This window comes from Streptomyces sp. NPDC087859 (genome assembly GCF_044742595.1).
In the GTDB taxonomy this organism is placed as follows: Bacteria; Actinomycetota; Actinomycetes; order Streptomycetales; family Streptomycetaceae; genus Streptomyces; species Streptomyces canus_F.
The window spans coordinates 136,309-163,213 of sequence record NZ_JBIUUU010000015.1; the positions used below are offsets into that span (position 1 = coordinate 136,309).

General features: G+C 69.9%; 23 protein-coding genes. 18 read left to right on the top strand and 5 right to left on the bottom strand.

Annotation, left to right across the window (positions count from 1 at the left end; translation table 11 throughout):
- Positions 1–41: 41 nt before the first annotated feature.
- From rsmD to mutM, 7 genes are all read left to right on the top strand, one after another.
- Complete coding sequence (rsmD, locus tag ACIOHP_RS33795) at positions 42–632, top strand: 16S rRNA (guanine(966)-N(2))-methyltransferase RsmD (protein WP_401893445.1); 591 nt, start codon at positions 42–44, stop codon at positions 630–632.
- 26 nt (positions 633–658) lie between these two features.
- Entirely contained in the window at positions 659–1,138 is a 480-nt protein-coding gene (gene coaD, locus ACIOHP_RS33800; protein ID WP_361546020.1) for a pantetheine-phosphate adenylyltransferase, read from the top strand.
- A gap of 57 nt (positions 1,139–1,195) precedes the next feature.
- Positions 1,196–2,257 carry an ATP synthase F0 subunit B gene (locus ACIOHP_RS33805; protein WP_401893447.1) on the top strand — a complete coding sequence of 354 codons (1,062 nt, stop codon included), beginning with the start codon at positions 1,196–1,198 and terminating at the stop codon, positions 2,255–2,257.
- Positions 2,258–2,389: 132 nt separating this feature from the next.
- Positions 2,390–3,043, top strand: coding sequence for a YceD family protein (locus ACIOHP_RS33810; RefSeq protein ID WP_361490462.1), 654 nt, complete (start codon positions 2,390–2,392; stop codon positions 3,041–3,043).
- A 2-nt stretch (positions 3,044–3,045) separates the two neighbouring features.
- Complete coding sequence (gene rpmF, locus ACIOHP_RS33815) at positions 3,046–3,219, top strand: 50S ribosomal protein L32 (RefSeq protein WP_015657589.1); 174 nt, start codon at positions 3,046–3,048, stop codon at positions 3,217–3,219.
- Positions 3,220–3,238: 19 nt separating this feature from the next.
- Positions 3,239–4,033 (top strand): ribonuclease III, encoded by a 795-nt coding sequence (gene rnc, locus ACIOHP_RS33820; protein ID WP_361490459.1) that lies wholly within the window; start codon positions 3,239–3,241, stop codon positions 4,031–4,033.
- A gap of 72 nt (positions 4,034–4,105) precedes the next feature.
- Positions 4,106–4,966 (top strand): bifunctional DNA-formamidopyrimidine glycosylase/DNA-(apurinic or apyrimidinic site) lyase, encoded by an 861-nt coding sequence (gene mutM, locus ACIOHP_RS33825; protein ID WP_361490455.1) that lies wholly within the window; start codon positions 4,106–4,108, stop codon positions 4,964–4,966.
- Here the strand turns inward: mutM and ACIOHP_RS33830 are convergent.
- Together ACIOHP_RS33830 and ACIOHP_RS33835 are read right to left on the bottom strand one after the other, a co-directional pair.
- The gene (locus ACIOHP_RS33830; protein ID WP_361545708.1) at positions 4,939–5,322 is read right to left on the bottom strand and encodes a helix-turn-helix domain-containing protein; all 384 of its coding nucleotides are present in this window, start codon (positions 5,320–5,322) and stop codon (positions 4,939–4,941) included. The genes mutM and ACIOHP_RS33830 overlap by 28 nt on opposite strands.
- A 73-nt stretch (positions 5,323–5,395) precedes the next feature.
- A complete protein-coding gene (locus ACIOHP_RS33835; RefSeq protein ID WP_401893450.1) occupies positions 5,396–6,568 on the bottom strand; it encodes a CAP domain-containing protein in 1,173 nt (390 codons plus the stop codon).
- 173 nt (positions 6,569–6,741) lie between these two features.
- Here ACIOHP_RS33835 and ACIOHP_RS33840 point away from each other — a divergent pair, with 173 nt between their 5' ends.
- The 4 genes from ACIOHP_RS33840 to ACIOHP_RS33855 all read left to right on the top strand — a co-directional run bounded on the left by ACIOHP_RS33840 (position 6,742) and on the right by ACIOHP_RS33855 (position 13,080).
- A complete protein-coding gene (locus tag ACIOHP_RS33840) occupies positions 6,742–7,023 on the top strand; it encodes an acylphosphatase (protein WP_401893451.1) in 282 nt (93 codons plus the stop codon).
- A gap of 382 nt (positions 7,024–7,405) precedes the next feature.
- On the top strand, positions 7,406–7,609 hold the full coding sequence (locus ACIOHP_RS33845; protein ID WP_037649730.1) for a hypothetical protein: 204 nt from the start codon (positions 7,406–7,408) through the stop codon (positions 7,607–7,609).
- 231 nt (positions 7,610–7,840) lie between these two features.
- Entirely contained in the window at positions 7,841–11,425 is a 3,585-nt protein-coding gene (gene smc, locus ACIOHP_RS33850; protein ID WP_401893453.1) for a chromosome segregation protein SMC, read from the top strand.
- Positions 11,426–11,664: 239 nt separating this feature from the next.
- Complete coding sequence (locus ACIOHP_RS33855) at positions 11,665–13,080, top strand: sugar porter family MFS transporter (protein WP_361545718.1); 1,416 nt, start codon at positions 11,665–11,667, stop codon at positions 13,078–13,080.
- Positions 13,081–13,188: 108 nt separating this feature from the next.
- On the opposite strand, the gene ACIOHP_RS33860 is transcribed toward ACIOHP_RS33855, so the two are convergent.
- A complete protein-coding gene (locus ACIOHP_RS33860; protein ID WP_401893454.1) occupies positions 13,189–13,566 on the bottom strand; it encodes a hypothetical protein in 378 nt (125 codons plus the stop codon).
- Between the two features lie 37 nt (positions 13,567–13,603).
- The gene (locus tag ACIOHP_RS33865; protein WP_401893455.1) at positions 13,604–14,575 is read right to left on the bottom strand and encodes an LLM class flavin-dependent oxidoreductase; all 972 of its coding nucleotides are present in this window, start codon (positions 14,573–14,575) and stop codon (positions 13,604–13,606) included.
- A 153-nt stretch (positions 14,576–14,728) separates the two neighbouring features.
- On the opposite strand from ACIOHP_RS33865, the gene ftsY reads away from it, so the two are divergent.
- On the top strand, positions 14,729–15,931 hold the full coding sequence (ftsY, locus tag ACIOHP_RS33870) for a signal recognition particle-docking protein FtsY (RefSeq protein WP_401893457.1): 1,203 nt from the start codon (positions 14,729–14,731) through the stop codon (positions 15,929–15,931).
- A 104-nt stretch (positions 15,932–16,035) separates the two neighbouring features.
- Here the strand turns inward: ftsY and ACIOHP_RS33875 are convergent, their stop codons facing one another.
- A complete protein-coding gene (locus ACIOHP_RS33875; protein ID WP_266887535.1) occupies positions 16,036–16,701 on the bottom strand; it encodes a bifunctional DNA primase/polymerase in 666 nt (221 codons plus the stop codon).
- 434 nt (positions 16,702–17,135) lie between these two features.
- On the opposite strand from ACIOHP_RS33875, the gene ACIOHP_RS33880 reads away from it, so the two are divergent.
- The 6 genes from ACIOHP_RS33880 (at position 17,136) to ftsH (ending at position 26,889) form a co-directional block, all read left to right on the top strand.
- Positions 17,136–18,629 (top strand): hypothetical protein, encoded by a 1,494-nt coding sequence (locus ACIOHP_RS33880; RefSeq protein ID WP_361545733.1) that lies wholly within the window; start codon positions 17,136–17,138, stop codon positions 18,627–18,629.
- 313 nt (positions 18,630–18,942) lie between these two features.
- Positions 18,943–20,280 (top strand): ammonium transporter, encoded by a 1,338-nt coding sequence (locus ACIOHP_RS33885; RefSeq protein ID WP_401893459.1) that lies wholly within the window; start codon positions 18,943–18,945, stop codon positions 20,278–20,280.
- On the top strand, positions 20,277–20,615 hold the full coding sequence (locus tag ACIOHP_RS33890) for a P-II family nitrogen regulator (protein ID WP_003997576.1): 339 nt from the start codon (positions 20,277–20,279) through the stop codon (positions 20,613–20,615). Before ACIOHP_RS33885 ends, ACIOHP_RS33890 begins: the two co-directional genes overlap by 4 nt.
- A gap of 25 nt (positions 20,616–20,640) precedes the next feature.
- Positions 20,641–23,094, top strand: coding sequence for a [protein-PII] uridylyltransferase (locus ACIOHP_RS33895; RefSeq protein WP_361545739.1), 2,454 nt, complete (start codon positions 20,641–20,643; stop codon positions 23,092–23,094).
- A gap of 217 nt (positions 23,095–23,311) precedes the next feature.
- A complete protein-coding gene (ffh, locus tag ACIOHP_RS33900; RefSeq protein ID WP_307025387.1) occupies positions 23,312–24,865 on the top strand; it encodes a signal recognition particle protein in 1,554 nt (517 codons plus the stop codon).
- Between the two features lie 86 nt (positions 24,866–24,951).
- The gene (ftsH, locus tag ACIOHP_RS33905) at positions 24,952–26,889 is read left to right on the top strand and encodes an ATP-dependent zinc metalloprotease FtsH (RefSeq protein ID WP_401893461.1); all 1,938 of its coding nucleotides are present in this window, start codon (positions 24,952–24,954) and stop codon (positions 26,887–26,889) included.
- Positions 26,890–26,905 lie beyond the last annotated feature (16 nt).

Consider the following 26,905-nt stretch of genomic DNA (forward strand, 5'->3'; position numbering starts at 1 on the left):
CCACACTGATACCTGAAGCCGCCCACGAGCAAGGACCGAAGATGACCCGCGTGATCGCCGGCGCAGCCGGCGGACGTCGACTGGCCGTCCCGCCAGGGACCGGAACCCGCCCCACCTCCGATCGCGCACGCGAAGGTCTCTTCTCCACCTGGCAGTCCCTGCTCGGAGGCCGCCCTCTCCAAGGGGAACGCGTCCTGGACCTGTACGCGGGATCAGGCGCCGTGGGCCTGGAGGCCCTCTCCCGTGGCGCAGGCCACACCCTCCTCGTCGAGGCCGACGCCCGAGCGGCCCGCACGATCCGCGAGAACGTGAAGTCTCTCGGTCTCCCCGGCGCCGAGGTGAGGGCGGGCAAAGCAGAACAGATCATCCAGTCGCCGGCGCCGCCGGACCCGTACGACATCGTCTTTCTCGACCCCCCGTACGCCGTCTCGGACGACGATCTTCGGGAGATTCTGCTCACACTCCGCACCCAGGGCTGGCTCACGGCCGAAGCCCTGGTCACCGTGGAGCGCAGCACCAGAGGCGGAGAGTTCCACTGGCCGGACGGCTTCGAAGCGCTCCGGTCCCGTCGCTACGGCGAAGGAACCTTTTGGTACGGTCGCGCCGCCTCTACGTGCGAAGACGCACGATGACCGGACCGGAGAGCGAGGGATCTCAAGTGCGCCGCGCCGTCTGTCCCGGGTCGTTCGACCCGATCACCAACGGACATCTCGACATCATTTCCCGCGCCTCCCGTCTGTATGACGAGGTCTATGTCGCGGTCATGATCAACAAGTCCAAGAAGGGCCTGTTCGAGGTCGAGGAGCGGATCGACCTGATCCGCCAGGTCACCGCCGAATACGGCAATGTCAAGGTGGAGGCCTTCCACGGCCTCCTCGTCGACTACTGCAAGCAGCGCGACATCCCGGCCATCGTCAAGGGCCTGCGCGCGGTCAGCGACTTCGACTACGAGCTGCAGATGGCCCAGATGAACAACGGCCTGTCCGGCGTCGAGACGCTCTTCGTGCCGACCAACCCCACCTACAGCTTCCTCTCCTCCTCGCTCGTCAAGGAGGTCGCCACCTGGGGCGGAGACATCGCCCACCTGGTGCCGCCGCTGGTCCTGGAGGCGCTCAACGAGCGCCTGCGCAAGGACTGATGGGGCTACAGTCGTCCCGTCCGTCTCCAACACAGCTGTAGAGAGTGGCGAGCACAGGTGGACGTGCAGAAGAAGCTCGACGAGATCGTCGCCGCGGTCTCCGGCGCCCGGTCGATGCCCATGTCGGCCTCGTGCGTGGTCAACCGCGCCGAGCTGCTCGCGATGCTGGAGGAGGTGCGGGCGGCCCTGCCCGACTCCCTCGCCCAGGCCCAGGAGCTGATCGGCGGCCGTGAGCAGATGGTCGAGCAGGCCCGTCAGGAGGCCGAGCGGATCATCTCGACCGCGCACGCCGAGCGCGGCTCGCTGATCTCCGACACCGAGGTCGCCCGCCGCTCCCAGACCGAGGCCGACCGCATCCTCGCCGAGGCCCGCCGGGAGGCCGAGGACGTCCGCGCGGAGGCCGACGACTACGTCGACTCCAAGCTCGCCAACTTCGAGGTCGTCCTCACCAAGACCATCGGCTCCGTCGGCCGCGGCCGCGAGAAGCTCCTCGGCACCGGCCCGGGCCTCGACGAGCAGGGCTACGAGGACGAGGACGCCCCCGAGCGCAGCCATGACCCCGAGACCCTGCGCCGGGACGCCGACACCTACGTCGACACCAAGCTCGGTGCCTTCGAGGCGGTCCTCACCAAGACCCTGGAGGCGGTCGGTAAGGGCCGCCAGAAGCTGCACGGCCGGATCGCCACGGACGACCTCGGCTCCCTCGCCGACGACAACACCACCGTCCAGCACTCCAGCGACGCCGACTACCTCGCCGACCTCGCGGCCCTCGCCGAGCAGGACAACCGGGCCGCCGCCGAGCAGCCCGTCCAGCCGCAGTACGACCCGCAGCCGGCCTACGGCTACCAGCAGACGGACACCTACGGCGGCGGCTACCCACAGCAGCAGGCCTACGCCCAGCAGCAGGACGCCTACGGCTACCAGCAGGCCGATCCCTACGCCTACCAGGGCTACGACGCCCAGCAGGCCGCCTACGACGCCGGACAGACCCAGCAGGGCCAGCACCAGGACCAGCAGCAGGCCCAGCAGTCGTACGCCCTCGACGAGACCAGCCTCTTCGACACCGGCATGATCACGCCGGAGCAGCTCAGGGCCTACGAGCAGGGTCGCGGCCAGTAAGAAACCACCGGATTGGGCCGTGAGGGAAAGGTCCAGTATCCTGGCTCTTCGGTCGCGTGTACGTCCGCGATCAGCGCTGCCCGGGAACACCGAAGGGCAGCGTCCCTCTGAGCTCGTAGATCGAAAGCAGGAATGGCTCTGAACGCCCGCCTCGACCACCGCAAGCCTCTCGTGTTCGACACGCACGAGCTGGGGCGGCGGCCCGGTGCGCTGCAGCGCCTGACCCGTGAGATCGACGCTCCCAAGGATCTCGGGATCGCGGGAGTGATCGGAGTGCCGGAAGGCGCCCCGGTGAAGCTCGACCTCCGGCTCGAGTCGGTCATGGAAGGGGTGCTTGTCACAGGCACCGCCCATGCACTGGCCGAGGGGGAGTGCGTAAGGTGTCTGGAGCCGCTTGAGCTGGAGCTCGCAGCGGACTTCCAGGAGATGTTCTCGTACCCTGACGCCGACGACCGGGGCCGCCCCAAGGCGGAGCCGGCCGACGACGCCGAGGAAGACGAGGACAGGCTCTTCATCGAGGACGGCTTGTTCGACCTCGAACCCGTGCTGCGTGACGCGGTGGTGCTTGCCCTGCCGATGCAGCCGGTGTGCCAGGACGACTGCCCCGGCCTGTGCTCCGAGTGCGGAGCGCGGCTGGCGGACGACCCGGCCCACCACCATGACGCCGTCGACATCCGTTGGGCGGCACTGCAGGGACTCGCCGGTTCACTCGAAGATGGCGAGAAGGACGAGATCAGTGGCGAAGCGCCTCGACCGGCGCGCGCCAACGAGAAGCAGGAGAAGTAGCCGTGGCTGTTCCGAAGCGGAAGATGTCGCGCAGCAACACGCGCCACCGCCGGTCGCAGTGGAAGGCTGCGGTCACCCCTCTGGTTGCGTGCGAGCGCTGCCACGAGCCCAAGCAGCAGCACATCGCGTGCCCGTCTTGCGGCACGTACAACAAGCGCCAGGTCCTCGAGGTCTGAGCGGCTGGTGAGAGGCACTGTGTCCACTCCGAAGAAGAATTCTGCGGACAACACGGCCTCGTCCCACACGCTGTTGGAAGGGCGGCTCGGGTACAAACTCGAGTCCGCCCTTCTGGTGCGTGCGCTGACCCACCGGTCCTACGCGTACGAGAACGGCGGTCTGCCCACCAACGAGCGCCTGGAGTTCCTCGGGGACTCCGTGCTCGGCCTCGTGGTCACGGACACGCTGTACCGCACCCACCCCGACCTGCCCGAAGGCCAGCTGGCCAAGTTGCGGGCCGCGGTGGTCAACTCTCGTGCGCTGGCGGAGGTGGGCCGTGGGCTCGACCTGGGCTCCTTCATCCGGCTCGGCCGTGGTGAAGAGGGTACGGGCGGCCGGGACAAGGCATCCATCCTTGCCGACACCCTCGAAGCGGTGATCGGCGCGGTCTATCTCGACCAGGGTCTGGACGCGGCGGGCGAACTCGTCCACCGGCTTTTCGACCCACTGATCGAGAAGTCCTCCAACCTCGGTGCCGGCCTGGACTGGAAGACCAGTCTCCAGGAGCTCACCGCGACCGAAGGCCTCGGTGTGCCCGAGTACCAGGTCTCGGAGACCGGCCCCGACCACGAGAAGACCTTCACTGCTGCCGCCCGCGTCGGAGGCGTCTCGTACGGCACCGGCACCGGCCGCAGCAAGAAGGAGGCGGAGCAGCAGGCCGCCGAGTCCGCATGGCGGTCCATCCGGGCCGCGGCGGACGAGCGAGCCAAGGCTGCGGCGGCGAAGGCCGCCGAGGCCGACGCCGGCGCCGACGAGGCGCCCGCCTCCGCCTGACCGCACAGCGCGATACCCAGAGCGCCCGTCCCGCACCGGGGCGGGCGCTCGGCTCATACACCGGGGGATCCCATGCCCGAGTTGCCCGAGGTCGAGGTCGTACGGCGAGGTCTGGAGCGGTGGGTCGCCCACCGTGCCGTCGCCGAGGCCGAGGTGCTGCACCCGCGTGCGGTACGCCGTCACATCGCCGGCGCCGACGACTTCACCCACCGTCTCAAGGGGCATCGCATCGGTGTGCCCAGCCGTCGCGGCAAGTATCTGTGGCTGCCGCTGGAGGACACCCACCAGTCGGTCCTGGCGCACCTCGGCATGAGCGGCCAGCTGCTGGTCCAGCCGCACGAGACCCCGGACGAGAAGCATCTGCGCATTCGCGTCCGCTTCGCCGACGGCCTCGGTACGGAACTCCGCTTCGTCGACCAACGCACCTTCGGCGGTCTGTCGTTGCACGACAACACCGAGGACGGTCTGCCCGACGTCATCGCGCACATCGCCCGCGATCCCCTGGACCCGCTCTTCGACGACGAGGCGTTCCACCAGGCCCTGCGCCGTAAGCGCAGCACCATCAAACGGGCCCTGCTCGACCAGTCGTTGATCAGCGGGGTGGGCAACATCTATGCGGACGAGGCGCTTTGGCGCGCCCGCGTCCACTACGAGCGTCCGACCGCGGGATTCACGCGCCCGCGGACGGCCGAACTCCTGGGCCACGTCCGGGATGTGATGAACGCGGCGCTCGCGGTGGGCGGCACGAGTTTCGACAGCCTGTACGTCAACGTCAATGGTGAGTCAGGCTACTTCGACCGCTCGCTCGACGCGTACGGCCGCGAGGGACTGCCGTGCAAGCGGTGCGGTACGCCGATGCGGCGAGCGTCCTGGATGAACCGGTCCAGCTACTTCTGCCCGAAGTGTCAGCGGGCGCCGCGCGTCTCGTCGTAGTGCTGACGGGCCGCGAGCACGTCGTCCATGCGGCCCTCCACGAACTCGATGAGGCCGACCAGTCGCTCGGCGACGCCGTGTCCGAGCGGGGTCAGTTCATAGTCCACGCGGGGCGGGTTGGTCGGCTGGGCCTCGCGGTGCACCAGGCCGTCGCGCTCCAGTGCCTGCAAGGTCTGGGAGAGCATCTTCTCGCTCACGCCGTCCACACGGCGGCGCAGCTCGTTGAAGCGCAGGGAGCCCTCGTGGAGGGCGCAGAGCGTCAGCCCGCCCCAGCGTCCCGTCACATGCTCCAGCGTGTTGCGCGAGGGACAGGCCTTGGCGAACACGTCGTAGGAGATGTCGAGCGTGGTGTCCATGCACTCAGGGTACGGGAGCGCAGCGCTAACGAAAAGGGAGCACTAACCATGAGTTAGTGCTCCCTTTTTTCGGTCAGTAGCCGAAGTCCTGCGTCCACCACGGGCCACCCGACCCGAAGTGCACACCGACCCCCAGCGTCTGGAAGTCGCAGTTCAGGATGTTCGCCTTGTGGCCCGGGCTGTTCATCCAGGCCTCCATCACCGCGGCCGCGTCGGTCTGGCCCCGGGCTATGTTCTCGCCGCCGAGGCTGGTGATGCCGGCTGCCTCGGCCCGGTCCCAGGGGGTCTGGCCGCTGGGGTCGGTGTGGTCGAAGAAGCCCTCGGCGGCCATCGCGTCGCTGAAGTCCTCGGCGAGCTTGCCCAGCGCGCTGTTCGCGGCCACCGGGCTGCAGCCCACCTTCGCCCGCTCCTCGTTCACGAGCTTCAGCACCTCGGCCTCGGCCTGGACCTCCGCGGAGACCACCGCCGGGGCCTTGGTGGCTGCCGGTGCCTTCGTGGCCGCGCGAGAGGGAGTCGTCTTCGGCTTCTTCTCGCTGGGCGTGGCCGTCGGTTTCTTCGACGGCGTCTTGGTCGGCGCGGCCGTCGAGGGGGAGGCGGACGGCGTGGGGGAGGCCGAGCGCTCGCCGGCGCGGCTGGCCGCCTCGTCGTCCCGGCCCTCGTCGGCGCTGCCGGAGGTGCCGCCCTGCTCGGTCGCGGAGTTGGTCGGGGTGTCCGCGGCCTGCACGTTGTCGGCGTTGCCGCCGCCGAGCTTGTAGTTGTCGAGGCCGGGCACCACACCCGTGGCCACCGCGACCGTGCCGATCGCGACCGCCGCGGAGACCCCGAGCAGACCGGTCCTGACCGGCGTCACGACCCTCTTCTTGCGGCGACGGCGCGAACCCCCGCCGCTCCGCGGGCCGTCACCCGGCGAGAAGCCCTCGCTGGGGAACAGCGTGGTGCTCGTGGTGCCCGTGGCCTGCGCGTACTCGTCGTCCGTCGCGTACAGGTAGGTGTTGCTGCGGGAGTGCGCCTCGGGGTTCAGATAGGGCGCGATGCCCACCGTGGGGTACTCGCTCGTGTGGTGGCCCCGGGCGTCGGCGTCGAAGTCGTACGAGAACTGCTGGTCCAAGCCGTAAGAGTGCTGCGGGTCGTAGTCGTACGAGTGCTGCGGGTCGTAGCCGCTCGTGTACGAGCCGTCTGTTTCCGTGACCCCCGTGGCGCGGCCCGTGGCGGCGCGGCCGGCGGCGGAGCGTCGGTGGCGTCCCATGTGTCCTGGCCTTCCTCGTCCTTTGTGGCCGACTCGTCCCCAGCGGTCGGACCGAACTCACAAAACTCACACGATCGAGTGAGTTTCGTATGAGATTCATTGGCAGGGGACGGTACCGCATGGCGCCAGGGGAGGGAGAGCCCAGAGAGACATTGGTTGGTTAGGTTGCGTCTATGAGCGAGGATGTGCGACTGGTCGCCTGGGTGCGAGGACGTGTCCAAGGTGTGGGTTTCCGCTGGTTCACGCGGGCCAAGGCCCTCGAACTCGGTGGGTTGAGTGGTTTTGCTCTCAATTTGGGCGACGGACGGGTCCAAGTGGTCGCGGAGGGCCCGAGAGGGCACTGCGAAGGACTCCTCGACTGGCTCCAGGGCGAGGACACGCCCGGGCGCGTGGACGGTGTCACCGAGATCTGGGACACACCCCGCGGGGGCTACGACGGCTTCGCCATCAGCTGAGCCGGTTCTGTAAAGCGGGCCAGGTGGGACCCGAGGGACATGCCACTGGCACCTGCCTGAAGCAGAAAGGCCCTGGTGGTTGCCAAGAACGGCATTTCCTGGGAGGCTCCGCACTTAAGGATGATCGCTACGCCCTCAGGGCCCCGCAGGAGTCGCCGCGCCGCCGTTTCAAGGCCGCGTGCCCCCGGGTTGCCGCCAATACAGGGCGTGATCGTGTTGACCGTCAAACTTTTTGGTGAGACGCTGAATGCACCCCGCGCACCTTAGCTGTTTGGCATGGATGAACGGCAGCACAAACTCAACAGTGCCAAGCATCGCGGGTGCGAATCCCTCACGACCCACACCGCTTCGGTCGGTCACTCAGTGTGGAGGACCATCCATCATGGCAAAGGCGCTTCTCGGTTACGTCGGCGGCTCCGACCCGCGACTCATTGCCGAGATGCGACGGCTCCAGCAGCGCGTCCAAGACCTCGAATCCGAGCTCGTACGGATTCAGGCCGAGAACGACGCGCTCGCGGCTGCCGCTTCTCACGACTCGCTTCTGGAGAGCATCGACGCACACCAGGCGGAGCCTGCGCTCACCTGATCACTGCATCGCATCACGACACACGCAGTGGTTGGGCCGCCCGGATCAACCGCTAAGTTGTCAGAGTTCGAGTTTGCAAGGGACGCTTCGGCGTCCCTTCTTTCTTTCCCCCGCGTACCGCACCTTCCCGCTCTCTTTAACGTCTGATGTGCCCTGCACGTTCATTGGTGAAACCGCGGGGGACAGCGCGTTCATGGAGTGAGACAACCCCGGAAGGTAGAGTCCAGCGGCGTGCACCTCAAGGCCCTGACCCTCCGCGGGTTCAAGTCGTTCGCCTCGGCGACCACGCTCCGGTTCGAGCCGGGTATCACGTGTGTCGTCGGACCGAACGGCTCGGGCAAGTCCAATGTCGTCGACGCCCTCAGCTGGGTCATGGGCGAGCAGGGCGCCAAGTCGCTGCGCGGCGGCAAGATGGAGGACGTCATCTTCGCCGGCACCACCGGGCGGCCCCCGCTGGGCCGCGCCGAGGTGTCCCTGACCATCGACAACTCCGACGGGGCACTGCCCATCGAGTACGCCGAGGTCACCATCACGCGGATCATGTTCCGCAACGGCGGCAGCGAGTACCAGATCAACGGCGACACCTGCCGTCTGCTGGACATCCAGGAGCTGCTCTCCGACTCCGGCATCGGCCGCGAGATGCATGTCATCGTCGGCCAGGGCCAGCTCGACTCGGTCCTGCACGCGGATCCGATGGGCCGCAGGGCCTTCATCGAAGAGGCCGCGGGTGTGTTGAAGCACCGCAAGCGCAAGGAGAAGGCGCTGCGGAAGCTGGACGCGATGCAGGCCAACCTCGCGCGCGTGCAGGACCTCACGGACGAACTGCGCAGACAGCTCAAGCCGCTGGGCCGCCAGGCGGCGGTCGCACGGAGGGCCGCGGTGATCCAGGCGGATCTGCGCGACGCCCGCCTGCGGCTCCTGGCCGACGATCTCGTACGGCTGCGCCAGGCGCTCAAGTCCGAGATCGCCGACGAGGCCGCCCTGAAGGAGCGCAAGGAGGCCGCCGAGCAGGAGCTGAGGAAGGCCCTGCAACGGGAGGCTCTCCTGGAGGACGAGGTGCGGCAGCTGACGCCGCGGCTCCAGCGGGCCCAGCAGACCTGGTACGAGCTCTCCCAGCTCGCCGAGCGGGTGCGCGGCACGGTCTCGCTCGCCGACGCGCGCGTGAAGAGCGCGACCTCGGCGCCACCGGAGGAACGGCGTGGCCGTGATCCCGAGGACATGGAGCGCGAGGCCGCCCGGATCCGTGAGCAGGAGGCCGAGCTCGAAGCGGCCCTGGAGGCGGCCGAGCACGCCCTGGAGGACACGGTCACGCACCGCGCCGAACTGGAACGCGAACTCGTCCAGGAAGAACGGCGCCTGAAGGACGTCGCCCGCGCCATCGCCGACCGCCGCGAGGGGCTGGCCCGGCTGAACGGGCAGGTCAACGCGGCCCGTTCGCGCGCCGCCTCGGCCCAGGCCGAGATCGACCGGCTGGCCGCCACCCGGGACGAGGCCCAGGAACGGGCCTTCGCCGCGCAGGAGGAGTACGAGGCGCTCAAGGCGGAGGTCGACGGGCTCGACGCGGGCGACGCCGAACTGGCGGAACAGCACGATGCGGCGAAAGCGGCGCTGGCCGAGGCGGAGGCCGCGCTGACGGCAGCCCGGGAAGCGGCCACGGCGGCGGAGCGGAAGCGGGCGGCGACACAGGCCCGGCACGAGGCGCTCGCGTTGGGGCTGCGCAGGAAGGACGGCACGGGAATACTGCTGGGCGCGAAGGATCGCCTCACCGGCCTGCTGGGCCCGGCGGCAGAGCTGCTGACGGTGACACCGGGCTACGAGGTGGCACTGGCGGCGGCTTTCGGAGCGGCGGCGGACGCACTGGCGGTGACATCACCGTCGGCGGCGGCGGACGCGATCCGATTGCTGCGCAAGCAGGACGGTGGGAGGGCATCGCTCCTGCTGACCGGGGTGCCTGAGGCGCCCCTCAGGGGCGCGGGGAACGGCGCGACCGGCCACGACGAACCCGCGGACGCCACACGACCTCGCGCGGCGGATTTCGTCCGCGGCCCATCGGATCTCATGCCGGCCGTACGACGGCTCCTGCGCGGCATCGTCGTCGTCGGCACCCTCGAAGACGCCGAGGACCTCGTCTATGCCCACCCCGACCTGACCGCCGTCACCGCCGAAGGCGACCTCCTCGGCGCCCACTTCGCCCACGGCGGCTCCGCGGGCGCCCCCAGCCTCCTCGAAGTACAGGCATCCGTCGACGAGGCGGCAGCCGAGCTGGAAGAACTCGCCGTCCGCTGCGAGGAGTTGAGCGAGGCCCAGCACGAGGCCCAGGAGCGGCGGAAGGAACGCACCGCGCTGGTCGAGGAGCTCAGCGAGCGACGCCGCGCCGCCGACCGGGAGAAGTCGACCGTGGCCCAGCAGCTCGGCCGGCTGGCCGGACAGGCACGCGGTGCCGCGGGCGAGGCCGAGCGGTCCGTCGCCGCCGCCGCGAGGGCACAGGAATCGCTCGACAAGGCCCTCCAGGACGTGGAAGAACTCGCCGAACGCCTCGCCGTCGCCGAGGAGATGCCCGTCGAGGAGGAGCCGGACACCTCCGTACGGGACCGGCTGGCCGCCGACGGTGCCAACGCCCGGCAGACGGAGATGGAGGCCCGGCTTCAAGTGCGGACGCACGAGGAGCGGGTCAAGGGTCTCGCCGGCCGCGCCGACTCCCTCGACCGCGCCGCACGGGCCGAGCGCGAGGCACGCGCGCGTGCCGAGCAGCGGCGGGCACGGCTGCGGCACGAGGCCACGGTCGCCGAAGCCGTCGCCTCCGGTGCGCGGCAGCTTCTCGCGCACGTCGAGGTGTCGCTCGGGCGAGCCGAGGGGGAGCGGGCCGCCGCCGAGGCCGCGAAGGCGCGTCGCGAGCAGGAGCTGGCCGCCGCCCGCAACGCGGGCCGGGACCTCAAGGGCGAGCTCGACAAGCTGACCGACTCGGTCCACCGGGGTGAGGTGCTCGGCGCCGAGAAGCGCATGCGGATCGAGCAGCTGGAGACCAAGGCGCTGGAGGAGCTGGGCGTCGAACCCGCCGGGCTCGTCTCCGAGTACGGGCCCCATCAGCTCGTACCGCCCTCCCCGCCCGCCGAGGGCGAGGAGCTGCCGGAGGACCCGGAGCATCCGCGCAACCAGCCGAAGTCCTTCCACCGGGCCGAGCAGGAGAAGCGGCTCAAGGCCGCCGAACGGGCCTATCAGCAGCTCGGGAAGGTGAACCCGCTCGCGCTCGAGGAGTTCTCGGCGCTGGAGGAGCGGCACAAGTTCCTCAGCGAGCAGCTGGAGGACCTGAAGAAGACCCGCGCCGACCTGCTTCAGGTGGTGAAGGAGGTCGACGAACGCGTCGAGCAGGTCTTCACCGAGGCCTTCCGGGACACCGCCCGGGAGTTCGAGGGTGTCTTCAGCCGGCTGTTCCCGGGCGGTGACGGGCGGCTGATCCTCACCGACCCCGACAACATGCTCACCACCGGCGTCGACGTGGAGGCGCGTCCGCCGGGCAAGAAGGTGAAGCGGCTCAGCCTGCTCTCGGGCGGTGAGCGGTCGCTGACGGCCGTGGCGATGCTGGTGTCGATCTTCAAGGCCCGGCCCAGCCCGTTCTATGTCATGGACGAGGTCGAGGCGGCCCTCGACGACACCAACCTGCAGCGGCTGATCCGCATCATGCAGGAGCTGCAGGAAGCCTCGCAGCTGATCGTCATCACCCACCAGAAGCGCACGATGGAGGTCGCCGACGCGCTGTACGGCGTCTCCATGCAGGGCGACGGTGTGTCGAAGGTCATCTCGCAGCGACTCCGCTAGTCGCGTGGTGCCTACACCTATCGCGACCTGCGGCTTCTGACTGACTTCAAGTCTTGAATGAATCGACACCTCGCGGGTGCAGAAACTTCACAGCAGTCCCCCTGTTGACTTCGAAACTTGAAGGCATAGTCTCTGCAACGTTGCTTTTACCTTCAGGTGGTGGGCGGCATGAAGCTATGCCCCACTGGAAGGGCTCACCCCCCACCCGGCAGCGCTGCCGGTGGCCCGAGGAGTTTCACTTGACCAGCACAGCGGCACCCAAGTCAGGAGCCAGGTCGGCTCAGCCCGAGCACCTCGGGCACGTCATCTTCATCGCGGCGGCGGCCGCGATGGGAGGCTTCCTCTTCGGCTACGACAGTTCCGTGATCAACGGCGCGGTCGAGGCCATCCGGGATCGCTACGACATCGGCTCCGCAGCGCTGGCCCAGGTCATCGCCATCGCTCTGATCGGATGCGCCATCGGCGCCGCGACCGCCGGCCGGATCGCGGACCGGATCGGCCGCATCCGGTGCATGCAGATCTCGGCCGTCCTCTTCACGGTCAGCGCGGTGGGTTCGGCGCTGCCCTTCGCCCTGTGGGACCTCGCCTTCTGGCGCGTCGTCGGCGGCTTCGCCATCGGCATGGCCTCCGTGATCGGCCCCGCCTACATCGCGGAGGTCGCCCCACCGGCCTACCGCGGTCGCCTCGGTTCCTTCCAGCAGGCCGCGATCGTCATCGGCATCGCCATCTCGCAGCTGGTCAACTGGGGCCTGCTGAACGCGGCCGGCGGTGACCAGCGCGGCAAGCTGATGGGCATCGAGGCCTGGCAGGTCATGCTCGGTGTCATGGTGATCCCGGCCGTCCTCTACGGTCTGCTCTCCTTCGCGATCCCCGAGTCCCCGCGCTTCCTGATCTCCGTCGGCAAGCACGAGCGTGCCCGCGAGATCCTCAAGGAGGTCGAGGGCGACCACATCGACCTGGACGCCCGCGTCACCGAGATCGAGCACGCCATGAACAGCGAGCACAAGTCCACCTTCAAGGACCTGCTCGGCGGCAGCTTCTTCTTCAAGCCGATCGTCTGGGTCGGTATCGGCCTCTCGGTCTTCCAGCAGTTCGTCGGCATCAACGTCGCGTTCTACTACTCCTCGACCCTGTGGCAGTCGGTCGGTGTCGACCCGACGGAGTCGTTCTTCTACTCGTTCACGACGTCGATCATCAACATCGTCGGCACCGTGATCGCCATGATCTTCGTGGACCGCGTCGGCCGTAAGCCGCTGGCCCTCATCGGCTCGGTCGGCATGGTGATCGGTCTCGGCCTGGAGGCCTGGGCCTTCTCCTTCGACCTGGTCGACGGCAAGCTGCCGGCCGCGCAGGGCTGGACCGCCCTGATCGCCGCCCACGTCTTCGTCCTCTTCTTCGCCCTGTCCTGGGGTGTGGTGGTCTGGGTCTTCCTCGGCGAGATGTTCCCGAACAGGATCCGCGCCGCCGCCCTGGGTGTGGCCGCCTCCGCGCAGTGGATCGCCAACTGGGCCATCACCGCGAGCTTCCCGTCGCTGGCGGACTGGAACCTCTCCCTGACCTACGTGATCTACACGGTCTTCGCCGCGCTCTCCATCCCGTTCGTCCTCAAGTTCGTCAAGGAGACGAAGGGCAAGGCGCTGGAGGAGATGGGCTGAACGGCCCGCACGAACCCGGGGAGAAGGGCCCAACCCCGCTGCCCTTCTCCCCGTGACCCCTCACCGTCGCCCCGGCTCGGCCACTGCCCGAGCCGGGGCGGCTCCTTGTCACCAGATGAGGACGCCGGCCCCCAGCTCCTGGGCGCGCAGGGCGGTCGCCTCGATGTTGTCCAGCCGGCGCTCGATCTGGCTCCGGTGCTCGGCGAGCTCCCGGGGGCGCCATGTGGTGGTGGCGATGCGTTCGAGGTTCGCCCGCAGCAGTGTGACCTCGCCCAGGAAGTCCACCACCTCGTGAGCCTCGACGTACAGGTCGCGCTCGGCCAGTACGGGCAGGAACCGGGCGCCCAGCGAGCGCGCCGTGTCGGAGCCCCAGACCGCCTGGCGCCAGCTCTCGAAGCCGGCCGAGTCGTCGCAGCCCTCCGGGACGTCGAGAACCCGGAACCGGCCGTTCGCGTCTCGCACGAACACATCCACGCACAGACTCATGGGACCAGTGGATCACCGCACCAGAGGCCCGCGCAGGTCAATTCGCCAGCGCCGGCAGCACCTCCTGCGCGAACAGCCGCAGACTCCGCCACCCCTCCTCCAGCGGCATCCCGCCCGCCAGCGGATGCAGGACGAGGTTGTCGAGGCCCTGCGCCACGCACTCGGCCGGAGTCAGGATCCGGTACACGCCCTCGGCGCGCAGCTCGTCCACGGTAGTGGCTCCCGACCTCACGGCGGACCGGATGTCCCCGGACTGCCAGGAGGCGTACGTCCGGGCCTCGTGCAGGAAGCAGGAGCCGTACGTGTCCCATGCCCGGTCCGGCTCCTCGGCGATGTGCAGCAGCGGTGTCTCGGCGGCGGGCATCATCGTCCAGCCCTCGGTGCCGTACTCGACGAGCCGCTCCTTGTAGTACGCCTCCAGCTCCGGCAGATGTGCGCTGGGGAAGAACGGCAGGCCCAGGCGGGCGGCCCGGCGTGCGGCGGCCCGGGAGGAGCCGCCGACCAGGAGCAGGGGGTGCGGCTCGGTGCAGGGGCGCGGGGTGACCCGTACCGTACGGCCCCGGTACTCGAACTCCTCGCCGGTCCAGGCCTTGAGCAGCGTCTCCAGCAGTTCGTCCTGGAGCTTGCCGCGCCGCTTCCAGTCCACGTCGAACCGGGCGTACTCCTCGGGCCGGTAGCCGATTCCCGCGACCGTCACCAGGCGGCCGCCGCTCAGCAGATCCAGTACGGCGATCTCCTCGGCCAGCCGGAGCGGGTCGTGCAGCGGGCCGATGATCGCCGAGACCGTGACCACGATCTTCCGGGTCGCGCCGAAGACGGCCCCCGCGAAGGCGAACGGCGAGGGCAGCCAGTTGTTGGCGACGCCGTGGTGCTCCTCGGTCTGCACGGTGGTGATCCCGTGCTCGTCGGCGTACGCGGCCATCTCCAGGGCGGCCTGGTAGCGGGCGCGGAGGGAGGCGGGGGTGGCGCCGGGTTCGACGAGGTTGAAGCGTACGACCGTGACGGGCATGGGTTCCCCCTCGATGCACTGGACGGTGGAGGGGGACGCTAGCTGACGATGCGTCAGATGGCCATGGTCGCGGACCGCCCGGACGAGGCCGTACTCGCCGAGGAAAGTACAGGCTGGGTCCGGCAGGGGCCCATGACTGATACTGGACAGGTTATGGAAACCGTCATCCTTGCTGTAGTCATCGCCGTGGTCGTGCTCGGTGTGCTCGGCGGGCTCGTCGTCGGCAGCCGACGTAAGAAGCCGCTGCCCCCGCCGCCTCCCGCTGCGCCCGACATCACCGCCCCTCCGGCCGAGCCGCACGTCGGCGACGAGGCCGAGACGCCCCGCGACGAACCGCGCCGGACGATAGAGGAGGTGGATCTCCCGGACGGCTCGGCCCCGGCCGCCGTCGAAGAGCCGCCGGCTCTTGAAATCCCCGAGATCGAGGTCCCCGAGCCCACGGCCGGACGGCTCGTCCGCCTGCGCGCGCGCCTCTCCCGCTCCCAGAACGCGCTCGGCAAGGGGCTGCTCACGCTCCTGTCGCGCGAGCACCTCGACGAGGGCACCTGGGAGGAGATCGAGGACATCCTCCTCACCGCCGACGTCGGCGTCGCCCCCACCCAGGAACTGGTCGAGGGCCTGCGCGAGCGCGTGAAGGTGCTCGGCACCCGAACCCCCGAGGAGCTGCGCGGCCTGCTGCGCGAGGAGCTCCTCAAGCTGCTCGGCACCGACTTCGACCGCACGGTCAGGACCGAGCCCGAGACCAGCAAGCCCGGCATCGTGATGGTCGTCGGTGTCAACGGCACCGGCAAGACCACCACCACCGGCAAGCTCGCCCGGGTCCTGGTCGCCGACGGCCGCAGTGTGGTCCTCGGCGCCGCCGACACCTTCCGTGCCGCCGCCGCCGACCAGCTCCAGACGTGGGGCGACCGGGTCGGCGCCCATACCGTCCGGGGCCCCGAGGGCGGCGACCCCGCCTCCATCGCCTTCGACGCGGTGAAGGAGGGCAAGCAGATCGGCGCGGACGTCGTGCTGATCGACACCGCCGGGCGCCTCCACACCAAGACCGGGCTCATGGACGAGCTCGGCAAGGTCAAGCGGGTCGTGGAGAAGCAGGCGCCGCTCGACGAGGTGCTGCTGGTGCTGGACGCCACGACCGGGCAGAACGGCCTCGTGCAGGCCCGTGTCTTCGCCGAGGTCGTCGACATCACCGGCATCGTGCTGACCAAACTGGACGGCACCGCCAAGGGCGGCATCGTGATCGCGGTCCAGCGGGAGCTGGGCGTGCCGGTGAAGCTGGTGGGTCTTGGTGAGGGTGCGGACGACCTGGCGCCCTTCGAGCCGGAAGCGTTCGTGGATGCACTTATCGGTGAGTAGTACTCACCCGCCGTCGGTGGGGAGAATGCCTCCACAGGAAGAAGTGCCCGCCCCCGAGGTGCAGTCGGGGACGGGCACTTCGCCGTGTGCGCCTGCTCATGCCACTACGCCCGCGACCGGTGCGCCACGTAGGCGAGGGTCCCCAGCAGCAGCCTCGCCGCCGGCGGTTTCGTCGCCGAGTCCAGCGCGGGGGAGCGCAGCCAGTCGACCGGGCCCAGGCCTGCCCGGTCCGAGGGCGGGGCCGTGATGTGGGTGCCGGGGCCCAGGCCGCGCAGGTCCAGGGAGGTCGGGTCGTCCCAGCCCATGCGGTAGAGGAGTTCGGGGAGTTCGGCGGCGGCGCCGGGGGCGACGAAGAACTGGGCGCGGCCCTCGGGGGTCGCCGTCACCGGGCCGAGGGGGAGGCCCATGCGCTCCAGGCGGACCAGGGCGCGGCGGCCGGCGGGTTCCGCCACCTCGATCACGTCGAAGGCCCGGCCGACGGGCAGCATCACCGAGGCGCCCGGGAACTCGGCCCAGGCGCCCGTCACTTCGTCCAGCGTCGCCCCGGCGGGCACCTCCGGTGCGAAGTCCAGCGGGTGCGCGCCCGGTGCCCGGCAGTCCGCCCGGCCACAGGAGCAGGCGCCCGCGGCGGCCCGGGCGCCCGGGACGACGTCCCAGCCCCAGAGTCCGGTGAACTCGGCCACGGCGGTGCACTCCGACGAGCGGCCGCGGCGACGCGAGGAGGACCGGATGTCGCGGATGCCCCGACTGCTGCCGATCGTGAAGCCCATGCCCCCTCCAACGGGTCCGACGCACCGGTGGTTACGAGACGTGCACGGAAAGTGACCTGAGGGGTGCTCCCGAACGTCCACTCGGCGCCCGGATGCGCCCCAGGTGGTGTGCCCGGCCTTGTGCGCCCCTGAGTGCACCGTTCCGCCCACTCCCGGCTGTCCTATGTCAAGTGAATCGCGTGCAGGCGACCGTGAGTTCATTCGAAGGGGTGGCGAATGGTGGCGTTTCGGGGATCCCCATGGCTGGAGGGGTGATCGTAGGATTACTTTGAGTGCACGAGTCCTGGGGGCACATGCACTTGTGGGTATGCCGGAGGCAAGTCGGTATCCCGTTCGAAGGGTGAGAAGTACCGGACGGGCGGCCGTATTTACCGGCATTCTGATAGGGCTTGGCGCACTCAGCGACAAGTGGTCTCAGGGATGGGGGCGTTCCAGTGAGCGGCAACGGCGAAGGTGGAACGGGCGCCGGCAGCGCGGCGAACGGTGACAAGCGCCCCAACGAGCTGCTCACCTCGTGGTTCGTGCGCAGCGGCTGGTCGAAGGGCGAACTCGCCCGCCAAGTCAACCGCCGGGCCCGCCAGTTGGGCGCCAACCACATCTCCACCGACACCTCGCGCGTCCGCCGCTGGCTGGACGGCGAGAATCCCCGTGAACCCATCCCCAGGATCCTCTCGGAGCTGTTCTCCGAGCGGTTCGGCTGTGTCGTCTCGGTCGAGGATCTCGGCCTGCGCGCCGCCCGCCAGTCACCGTCCGTGTCCGGGGTCGACCTGCCCTGGACGGGCCCGCAGACCGTGGCCCTGCTCAGCGAGTTCTCGCGCAGCGACCTGATGCTGGCGCGGCGCGGCTTCCTCGGGACCTCGCTGGCCCTGTCCGCGGGCCCGTCCCTCATCGAGCCCATGCAGCGCTGGCTCGTGCCCTCGCCGTCCGCCGCGCACCACGAGCCCGAGTCGGCGGCCGCGGCCCGCCGGGTCGGCCGGCTCTCCAAGCCCGAGCTGGACCTCCTCGAGTCCACCACCATGATGTTCCGGCAGTGGGACGCCCAGTGCGGCGGCGGGCTGCGCCGCAAGGCGGTCGTCGGCCAGCTGCACGAGGTCACGGACCTCCTCCAGGAGCCTCAGCCCGACACCACCACCCGCAAGCTGTTCAAGGTCGCCGCCGAACTGGCTGAGCTCGCGGGCTGGATGTCGTACGACGTCGGGCTCCAGCCCACCGCGCAGAAGTACTTCGTCCTGGCCCTGCACGCCGCCAAGGAGGCCGGCGACAAGCCGCTGGGCTCGTACGTCCTGTCCAGCATGAGCCGCCAGATGATCCACCTCGGCCGACCCGACGACGCCCTGGAGCTGATCCACCTCGCGCAGTACGGCAGCCGGGACTGCGCGAGTCCGCGCACCCAGTCCATGCTGTATGCGATGGAGGCCCGCGCGTACGCCAACATGGGACAGCCCGGCAAGTGCAAGCGCGCCGTCCGGATGGCCGAGGACACCTTCGCCGACTCCGACGAATGGGACGAGCCGGACCCCGACTGGATCCGCTTCTTCTCCGAGGCCGAGCTGCACGGCGAGAACTCCCACTCCTACCGTGACCTGGCCTATGTCGCCGGCCGCAGCCCCACGTACGCGTCCCTGGCCGAGCCTCTGATGCAGCGGGCCGTGGATCTCTTCGCCAAGGACGCCGAGCACCAGCGGTCGTACGCACTCAACCTGATCGGCATGGCCACCGTGCACCTGCTCCAGCGCGAGCCCGAGCGGAGTGCGGTGCTGGCGGAGGAGGCGATGTACATCGCCAAGAAGGTCCGCTCCGAGCGGGTGAACACTCGTATCCGAAAGACGGTGGACACGGCCGTACGCGATTTCGGTGATCTGGCCGAGGTTGTGGATCTCACCGAGAAGCTCGGCATCGAGCTTCCGGAGACGGCCGAAGCAGTCTGAATTCCTTGAGCCCCGGCCGCGGCCGGCCCTCCCGAACTGCCCGACTCGGCTCCCCCATGCCAGGTCATCGGAAGGCCGACCGCGGCCGGTTTCATGCCTTCACCGAAGGTTGCGCCACGATAACGATCCTTTCGGCGAACATCCGGCAGTTCATCGAGGCGTAACACGTAAGGCGCCTTCGTCACGGTGGCGAAACAACGAGGGGCTTCCAACGAAACCGCGCTGCGCCAATCTCATGGCGCATAACCGGCCCACCCCTCAATCCGCTCAGGCTTCGCCCGCACGGGGCCGTACCAACGACGAGGAGACGCCGATGGCACCAGCCATCACGATGGCGGCAGACGTAGAGCTGTCGCCCGCCAACACGGGCTTCATGCTCATCTGTTCCGCCCTGGTGCTGCTCATGACCCCGGGTCTGGCCTTCTTCTACGGAGGCATGGTCCGCGTCAAGAGCACCCTGAACATGCTGATGATGAGCTTCATCAGCATGGGGATCATCACCATCCTGTGGGTGTTGTACGGCTTCTCCGTCGCCTTCGGCGCCGACAAGGGCAGCCTCGTCGGCTGGACGTCGGACTTCGTCGGCCTCAGCGGGATCGACAAGGGCGACCTCTGGCTCCCGTACAACATCCCGGTCCTGGCCTTCATGGTCTTCCAGCTGATGTTCGCGATCATCACGCCCGCCCTGATAAGCGGTGCGCTGGCCGACCGTGTGAAGTTCTCCGCCTGGGCGCTGTTCATCGCGCTGTGGGCCACGATCGTGTACTTCCCCGTCGCCCACTGGGTCTGGGGTACCGGCGGCTGGGCCTTCGAGCTGGGCGTGATCGACTTCGCCGGTGGTACGGCGGTCCACATCAACGCCGGTGCCGCGGCGCTCGGCGTGATCCTGGTCATCGGCAAGCGCGTCGGATTCAAGAAGGACCCGATGCGCCCGCACAGCCTCCCGCTGGTCATGCTCGGCGCCGGTCTGCTGTGGTTCGGCTGGTTCGGCTTCAACGCCGGTTCGTGGCTCGGCAACGACGACGGCGTCGGCACGCTGATGTTCGTCAACACGCAGGTCGCCACCGCCGCCGCCATGCTGGCCTGGCTCGTCTACGAGAAGATCCGCCACGGCGCGTTCACCACGCTGGGCGCCGCCTCCGGCGCGGTCGCCGGTCTGGTCGCCATCACCCCGTCCGGTGGTGCGGTCACCCCGATCGGCGCGATCGCGGTCGGTGCCATCGCCGGTGTCCTGTGCGCCATGGCCGTCGGCCTGAAGTACAAGTTCGGCTACGACGACTCGCTCGACGTCGTCGGTGTCCACCTCGTCGGCGGTGTCGTCGGCTCGGTCCTGATCGGCTTCTTCGCCAGCGGCAAGGGCCAGTCGGACGTGGCCGGTGTCTTCTACGGCGACCACAAGTTCGACCAGCTGTGGAAGCAGCTCGCCGGTGTCGGCGGTGTCCTCGCGTACTCCCTGATCGCCTCCGCGATCCTCGCCTTCCTCCTCGACAAGACCATCGGTATGCGGGTCACCGAGGACGAAGAGGTCGCCGGTATCGACCAGGCCGAGCACGCCGAGACCGCATACGACTTCAGCGGCGCCGGTGGCGGTGCCGCCAAGACCGCGGCCGCTCCGGCCGCCGCAGGAGCGGGCAAGAAGGTGGACGCATGAAGCTCATCACCGCAGTCGTCAAGCCCCACCGGCTCGACGAGATCAAGGAAGCCCTCCAGGCCTTCGGAGTCCACGGCCTGACGGTCACCGAGGCGAGCGGTTACGGTCGTCAGCGGGGCCACACCGAGGTCTACCGCGGTGCCGAGTACACCGTCGACCTGGTCCCCAAGATCCGCATCGAGGTCCTCGCCGAGGACGACGACGCCGAACAGCTGATCGACGTCATCGTCAAGGCCGCCCGCACCGGCAAGATCGGTGACGGCAAGGTCTGGTCCCTGCCGGTCGAGACGGCCGTACGGGTCCGGACCGGCGAGCGCGGACCCGACGCGCTCTGACAGAAGAAGATTTAGGAGCTGCTGGGTGTCGAGTACGGACGTGCGTAAAGAAGCAGAAGACTCGGGACCCAGCGGCTACGCGGCGGCCCGGCTGCGCCTCCTCACCGAGGGGGCGCAGTCCGGGCCGCCGCGCCGTTCGGCCCTCGCCGAACTGACGGACGACTGGCTGTCGGGGCTCTTCGACACGGGCGCCGAGGCACTGCGCGGGGTCTCCCTGGTCGCGGTCGGCGGCTACGGCCGTGGCGAGCTGTCCCCGCGCAGCGACCTGGACCTGCTCCTGCTGCACGACGGCAGCGACTCCGCCGCCGTCGCGACCCTGGCCGACCGTCTCTGGTACCCGGTCTGGGACCTGGGCCTCGCCCTCGACCACTCCGTGCGGACGCCCGCCGAAGCCCGCAAGACGGCCGCGGAGGATCTCAAAGTCCAACTCGGCCTCCTGGACGCCCGTCACCTCGCCGGTGACCTGGGCCTGACCGCCGGACTGCGCACCGCCGTCCTCGCCGACTGGCGCAACCAGGCGCCCAAGCGCCTCCCCGAACTCCAGGAGCTGTGCGCCGAGCGCGCCGAGCGCCAGGGCGAGCTCCAGTACCTGCTGGAGCCGGACCTGAAGGAAGCCCGCGGCGGACTGCGGGACGCCACCGCCCTGCGCGCCGTCGCCGCCTCCTGGCTGGCCGACGCCCCGCGCGAAGGCCTCGACGACGCCCGGCGCCGGCTGCTCGACGTACGCGACGCCCTGCACCTCACCACCGGGCGCGCGACCGACCGGCTCGCGCTCCAGGAGCAGGACCAGGTCGCCGCCGAGCTCGGACTGCTCGACGCGGACACGCTGCTGCGGCAGGTGTACGAGGCGGCGCGGGTCATCGCCTACGCCAGTGATGTCACCTGGCGCGAAGTGGGCCGCGTGCTGCGTTCGCGCGCCGTGCGGCCGCGGCTGCGCGCCATGCTGGGCGGCGGCAAGCCGGTGTCGGACAGGTCGCCGCTGGCGGAGGGCGTGGTCGAGCAGGACGGCGAGGTGGTGCTCGCCCGCGCCGCGCGTCCCGAACGCGACCCCGTGCTCCCGCTGCGCGCCGCCGCGGCCGCCGCGCAGGCGGGCCTGCCGCTGTCGTTGCACGCCGTACGGCGCATGGCGGCCAATGTGCGCCCCCTGCCCACGCCCTGGCCCGCCGAGGCACGCGAACAGCTGGTGACCCTGCTCGGCTCCGGCTCCCCGACGATCGATGTCTGGGAGGCCCTGGAGGCGGAGGGGCTGATCACACGTCTGCTCCCCGACTGGGAGCGGGTGCGCTGCCGGCCGCAGCGCAACGCGGTGCACATCTGGACGGTCGACCGGCATCTCATCGAGACCGCGGTGCGGGCCTCCGAGTTCACCCGGCGCGTCCACCGCCCCGACCTGCTGCTCGTCGCCGCGCTGCTGCACGACATCGGCAAGGGGTGGCCCGGTGACCACTCCGTCGCCGGCGAGATCATCGCGCGCGACGTGGCGGGCCGGATCGGCTTCGACCGCGAGGACGTGGCGGTGCTCGCCTCCCTCGTACGCCATCACCTGCTGCTCGTGGACACGGCCACCCGGCGTGACCTGGAGGACCCGGCGACGGTCCGTTCGGTCGCCGAGGCGGTCGGTTCGCAGGGCACCCTCGAACTGCTGCACGCCCTGACGGAGGCCGACGCGCTCGCCACCGGGCCGGCCGCCTGGTCGTCCTGGCGGGGCTCGCTCGTCGCCGACCTGGTCAAGCGGGTCGCGGCCGTGCTCGCCGGCGACGACCCGGACGAACCCGAGGCCGCCGCGCCCACCGCCGAACAGGAGCGGCTCGCCATCGAGGCGATCGCGACGGGCAGCCCGGTGCTGTCGCTGCGCGCGCAGACCGAGCCGCCGGCCGTCGCGGAGGAACAGCCGGCCGGTGACCCCGAGCCGCTCGGTGTGGAGCTGCTGATCGCCGTACCCGACCGGGCGGGCGTGCTGCCCGCCGTGGCCGGCGTGCTCGCCATGCACCGCCTGACCGTCCGCACGGCCGAGCTGCGCGCCCTGGACCTGCCGGACGGCGTCGAGGGCTCGGTGCTGCTGCTGAACTGGCGGGTGGCGGCGGAGTACGGCTCCCTGCCGCAGGCGGCGCGACTGCGCGCGGACCTTGTGCGGGCGCTGGACGGCTCGCTGGACATCGCCGGGCGGCTGGCCGAGCGGGACGCCGCGTATCCGCGCAGGCGCGGTGTGGTGGCGCCCGCGGCACGGGTGACCGTCCATCCGGCCGCGTCCCGGCTGGCCACGGTGATCGAGGTGCGCGCACAGGACGCACCGGGGCTGCTGTTCCGGATCGGGCGGGCGCTGGAGGACGCGGGAGTGCGGATGCGCAGCGCGCATGTGTCCACGCTGGGCGCCAACGCCGTCGACGCGTTCTATGTCACGGGGCCCGACGGGGCGCCGCTGCCGGGGGAGGAGGCGTCGAGCGTGGCGCGGAAGCTGGAGGAGACGCTGCGGGCGTGACCTCGCGGTCGCGTCGCCCGGCCGCCGGGTGTTCCCCGCTGACGCGGGGCGATCCGGGGCGCCTCCGCGAGGCCGCCATACGTCCGATCCGCTCTCCGCCGACGCGGGGGTTTCCGTCCCCGTCCGCTCAACCGTGCGGGCGGGGACGATTTGCTTGCCGAGCCGGATACCCTGGAGGGCAGTCCAAACGCCCCCGACTCCGAGGACCGACGCCGCCGTGTTCGATACCCTCTCCGACCGCCTCAGCGCGACTTTCAAGAATCTCCGCGGCAAGGGCAGGTTGTCCGAGGCGGACATCGACGCCACGGCCCGCGAGATCCGCATCGCCCTTCTCGAAGCGGACGTGGCCCTGCCGGTCGTCCGGACGTTCATCAAGAACGTCAAGGAGCGCGCGCTCGGCTCCGATGTCTCCAAGGCGCTGAACCCGGCGCAGCAGGTTCTGAAGATCGTCAACGACGAACTCGTCACGATCCTCGGCGGTGAGACCCGGCGACTGCGCTTCGCCAAGCAGCCGCCCACCGTGATCATGCTCGCGGGTCTGCAGGGTGCCGGTAAGACCACCCTGGCGGGCAAGCTCGGCCGCTGGCTGAAGGAGCAGGGCCACTCGCCGCTCCTCGTCGCCGCCGACCTCCAGCGTCCCAACGCCGTGAACCAGCTCAGCGTCGTCGCCGAGCGCGCGGGCGTGGCCGTCTACGCGCCGGAGCCCGGCAACGGCGTGGGCGACCCGGTCAAGGTCGCCAAGGACTCCATCGAGCACGCCAAGTCCAAGGTCCACGACATCGTGATCGTGGACACCGCCGGCCGCCTCGGCATCGACCAGGAGATGATGCAGCAGGCGGCGGACATCAGGGACGCCGTCTCCCCCGACGAGATCCTCTTCGTCGTCGACGCGATGATCGGCCAGGACGCGGTCAACACCGCCGAGTCCTTCCGCGACGGCGTCGGCTTCGACGGCGTGGTGCTCTCCAAGCTCGACGGCGACGCCCGCGGTGGTGCGGCCCTGTCGATCCGGCAGATCACCGGCAAGCCGATCATGTTCGCGTCCAACGGCGAGAAGCTCGAGGACTTCGACGCCTTCCACCCTGACCGGATGGCCTCCCGCATCCTCGACATGGGTGACCTGCTCACCCTGATCGAGCAGGCGGAGAAGACGTTCAGTCAGGAAGAGGCCGAGAAGATGGCCTCCAAGCTGGCGTCCAAGAAGGGCCAGGACTTCACCCTGGACGACTTCCTGGCCCAGATGGAACAGGTCAGGAAGATGGGCAGCATCTCCAAGCTGCTCGGCATGCTCCCCGGCATGGGCCAGATCAAGGACCAGATCAACAACCTGGACGAGCGCGACGTCGACCGCACGGCCGCCATCATCAAGTCGATGACCCCGGCCGAGCGCCAGGACGCGACGATCATCAACGGCTCCCGCCGCGCCCGTATCGCCAAGGGCTCCGGCGTCGAGGTCAGCGCGGTCAAGAACCTGGTCGAGCGGTTCTTCGAGGCCCGCAAGATGATGTCCCGCATGGCCCAGGGCGGCGGTATGCCGGGGATGCCCGGGATGCCGGGCATGGGTGGCGGCCCCGGCCGCGCCAAGAAGCAGCCGAAGCAGGCCAAGGGCAAGCAGCGCTCCGGCAACCCGATGAAGCGCAAGCAGCAGGAGGCCGAGGAGGCCGCGCGCCGGGCCGCGGGCGCCCAGGGTGGCAACGCCTTCGGTGTGCCGGGCCAGCAGGCCCCGCAGGACTTCGAGCTGCCGGACGAGTTCAAGAAGTTCATGGGCTGAGTTCCGTGCGACTTCGAGGGCGTCCTCCCTGCCGGAGGGCGCCCTCAGCGCGTGCCGGGGCCCGGAGTCTGCCGTAACGTCCAGATATGAGCAATGCCGCCCCGGCGCGCAAAGCCCCCGACCAGCCCTGGCGCACCGAGGGCACCCCGGACGACGGACCACGGCCCCCAGGCGGGAGGCGGCCGCGCGGCCGCTGGTGGGGACTGGCCGTCACCGCGGTGATCGTCTTCCTGCTGGTGTACGTCGGGCTGAACTACCTCGGCGGGGGCGACGAGCCGACGATCTCCTACACGGAGTTCAGCAGACAGGTCGACGCGGGCAACGTCGACAAGATCTACTCCAAGGGCGACGCGATCCAGGGCCAGCTCAAGCAGTCCCGGGACGATCCAGACGGCGGCGGCGACTACACCAAGTTCAGGACCCAGCGCCCGGCCTTCGCCGACGACGCCCTCTGGCAGCACCTGAGCAGCCACGACGTCACGGTCACGGCGCGACCGGTCGTGCAGCAGCGCGGTCTGCTGCCCAACCTGCTGCTCTCGCTGGTGCCGATCGTGCTCCTGGTCGCCGTGTGGATCTTCTTCGCCCGGCGGGTCGGCGGCGGGCTGGGCGGTGCGGGCGGCATGCTCGGGCGCAAGGCGCCGCCCAAGCCGGTGGGCCTGCGGCCCGGCACCCAGCGCACCACCTTCGCCGACGTGGCCGGCATCGACGAGGTCAAGGGCGAGCTGGACGACGTCGTCGACTTCCTGGAGCACCCCGACGTCTACCGCAGGATGGGCGCGAAGATGCCCCGCGGTGTGCTGCTCGCGGGTCCGCCCGGTACCGGGAAGACCCTGCTCGCGCGGGCCGTCGCCGGTGAGGCGGGGGTGCCCTTCTTCTCGGCTTCCGCGTCCGAGTTCATCGAGATGATCGTGGGTGTCGGCGCTTCACGCGTGCGTGAACTGTTCGCCGAGGCGCGCAAGGTGGCTCCGTCGATCATCTTCATCGACGAGATCGACACCATCGGCCGGGCCCGCGGTGGCGGCTCGGGCATGGGCGGCCATGACGAGCGCGAGCAGACCCTCAACCAGATCCTCACCGAGATGGACGGCTTCTCCGGCTCGGAGGGCGTCATCGTCATCGCGGCGACGAACCGGGCCGACGTCCTGGACCCGGCTCTGACCCGTCCCGGCCGTTTCGACCGGGTGGTCATGGTCTCGCCCCCGGACCGGGGCGGCCGTGAGGCGATCCTGGAGATCCACACCCGCGAGATGCCGCTCGCCGACGGCGTCGACCTGGCCCGGGTCGCCCGTACGACCCCGGGCATGACCGGCGCCGAACTGGCCAACCTGGCGAACGAGGCGGCGCTGCTGGCGGTGAAGCGCAAGCAGGAGAGGGTCACGCAGGCCGACCTCTCGGAGGCGCTGGAGAAGGTCCAACTGGGCGCCGAACGCCCGCTGGTGATGCCCGAGGGGGAGCGTCGCCGCACCGCCTACCACGAGAGCGGACACGCCCTCCTCGGCATGCTGCAACCGGGCGCCGACCCCGTCCGCAAGATCACCATCGTGCCGCGCGGCCGGGCCCTCGGCGTGACGCTGTCCACGCCGGACGCGGACAGGTATGCGTACACCGAGGAGTACCTGCGCGGCCGCATCATCGGCGCACTCGGTGGCATGGCCGCGGAGCACGTCGTCTACGACGCCATCACCACCGGTGCGGAGAACGACCTCGAACAGGTCACCAACATCGCGCGCGGCATGGTCGCACGGTGGGGGATGAGCGAGCGCGTGGGCCGGCTGTCCGCGCTGCCCAGTGACGCCCAGCAGGCCTACGGTCTCTCGGCGGCCCCGCAGACCCTGGATGTGATCGAGCACGAGATGCGCCGGATCGTGGACGACTGCTACGAGGAGGCCTGCCGCAAACTCCGGGACCACCGCGACCAGTTGGACGCCCTCGCCCAGGCCCTGCTGGTGAACGAGACGCTGGAGGAGGCGGACGCGTACCGGATCGCGGGGATCGCACGGCTGACGAAGGAGACGGAAGGCTGAGGCCGGACGACGACAC

Excerpts from the sequence above, each read along its gene's own strand:
- rsmD (WP_401893445.1), top strand. The coding sequence starts at position 42 with ATGACCCGCGTGATCGCCGGCGCAGCCGGCGGACGTCGACTGGCCGTC.
- ACIOHP_RS33830 (WP_361545708.1), bottom strand. The coding sequence starts at position 5,322 with ATGGACACCACGCTCGACATCTCCTACGACGTGTTCGCCAAGGCCTGT.
- ACIOHP_RS33845 (WP_037649730.1), top strand. The coding sequence starts at position 7,406 with ATGGCAAAGGCGCTTCTCGGTTACGTCGGCGGCTCCGACCCGCGACTC.
- ACIOHP_RS33875 (WP_266887535.1), bottom strand. The coding sequence starts at position 16,701 with ATGGGCTTCACGATCGGCAGCAGTCGGGGCATCCGCGACATCCGGTCC.
- ACIOHP_RS33860 (WP_401893454.1), bottom strand. The coding sequence starts at position 13,566 with ATGAGTCTGTGCGTGGATGTGTTCGTGCGAGACGCGAACGGCCGGTTC.
- ACIOHP_RS33835 (WP_401893450.1), bottom strand. The coding sequence starts at position 6,568 with ATGGGACGCCACCGACGCTCCGCCGCCGGCCGCGCCGCCACGGGCCGC.
- ftsY (WP_401893457.1), top strand. The coding sequence starts at position 14,729 with ATGGAAACCGTCATCCTTGCTGTAGTCATCGCCGTGGTCGTGCTCGGT.
- mutM (WP_361490455.1), top strand. The coding sequence starts at position 4,106 with ATGCCCGAGTTGCCCGAGGTCGAGGTCGTACGGCGAGGTCTGGAGCGG.
- ACIOHP_RS33885 (WP_401893459.1), top strand. The coding sequence starts at position 18,943 with ATGGCACCAGCCATCACGATGGCGGCAGACGTAGAGCTGTCGCCCGCC.
- ACIOHP_RS33865 (WP_401893455.1), bottom strand. The coding sequence starts at position 14,575 with ATGCCCGTCACGGTCGTACGCTTCAACCTCGTCGAACCCGGCGCCACC.
- ACIOHP_RS33840 (WP_401893451.1), top strand. The coding sequence starts at position 6,742 with ATGAGCGAGGATGTGCGACTGGTCGCCTGGGTGCGAGGACGTGTCCAA.
- ftsH (WP_401893461.1), top strand. The coding sequence starts at position 24,952 with ATGAGCAATGCCGCCCCGGCGCGCAAAGCCCCCGACCAGCCCTGGCGC.
- ACIOHP_RS33890 (WP_003997576.1), top strand. The coding sequence starts at position 20,277 with ATGAAGCTCATCACCGCAGTCGTCAAGCCCCACCGGCTCGACGAGATC.
- ACIOHP_RS33810 (WP_361490462.1), top strand. The coding sequence starts at position 2,390 with ATGGCTCTGAACGCCCGCCTCGACCACCGCAAGCCTCTCGTGTTCGAC.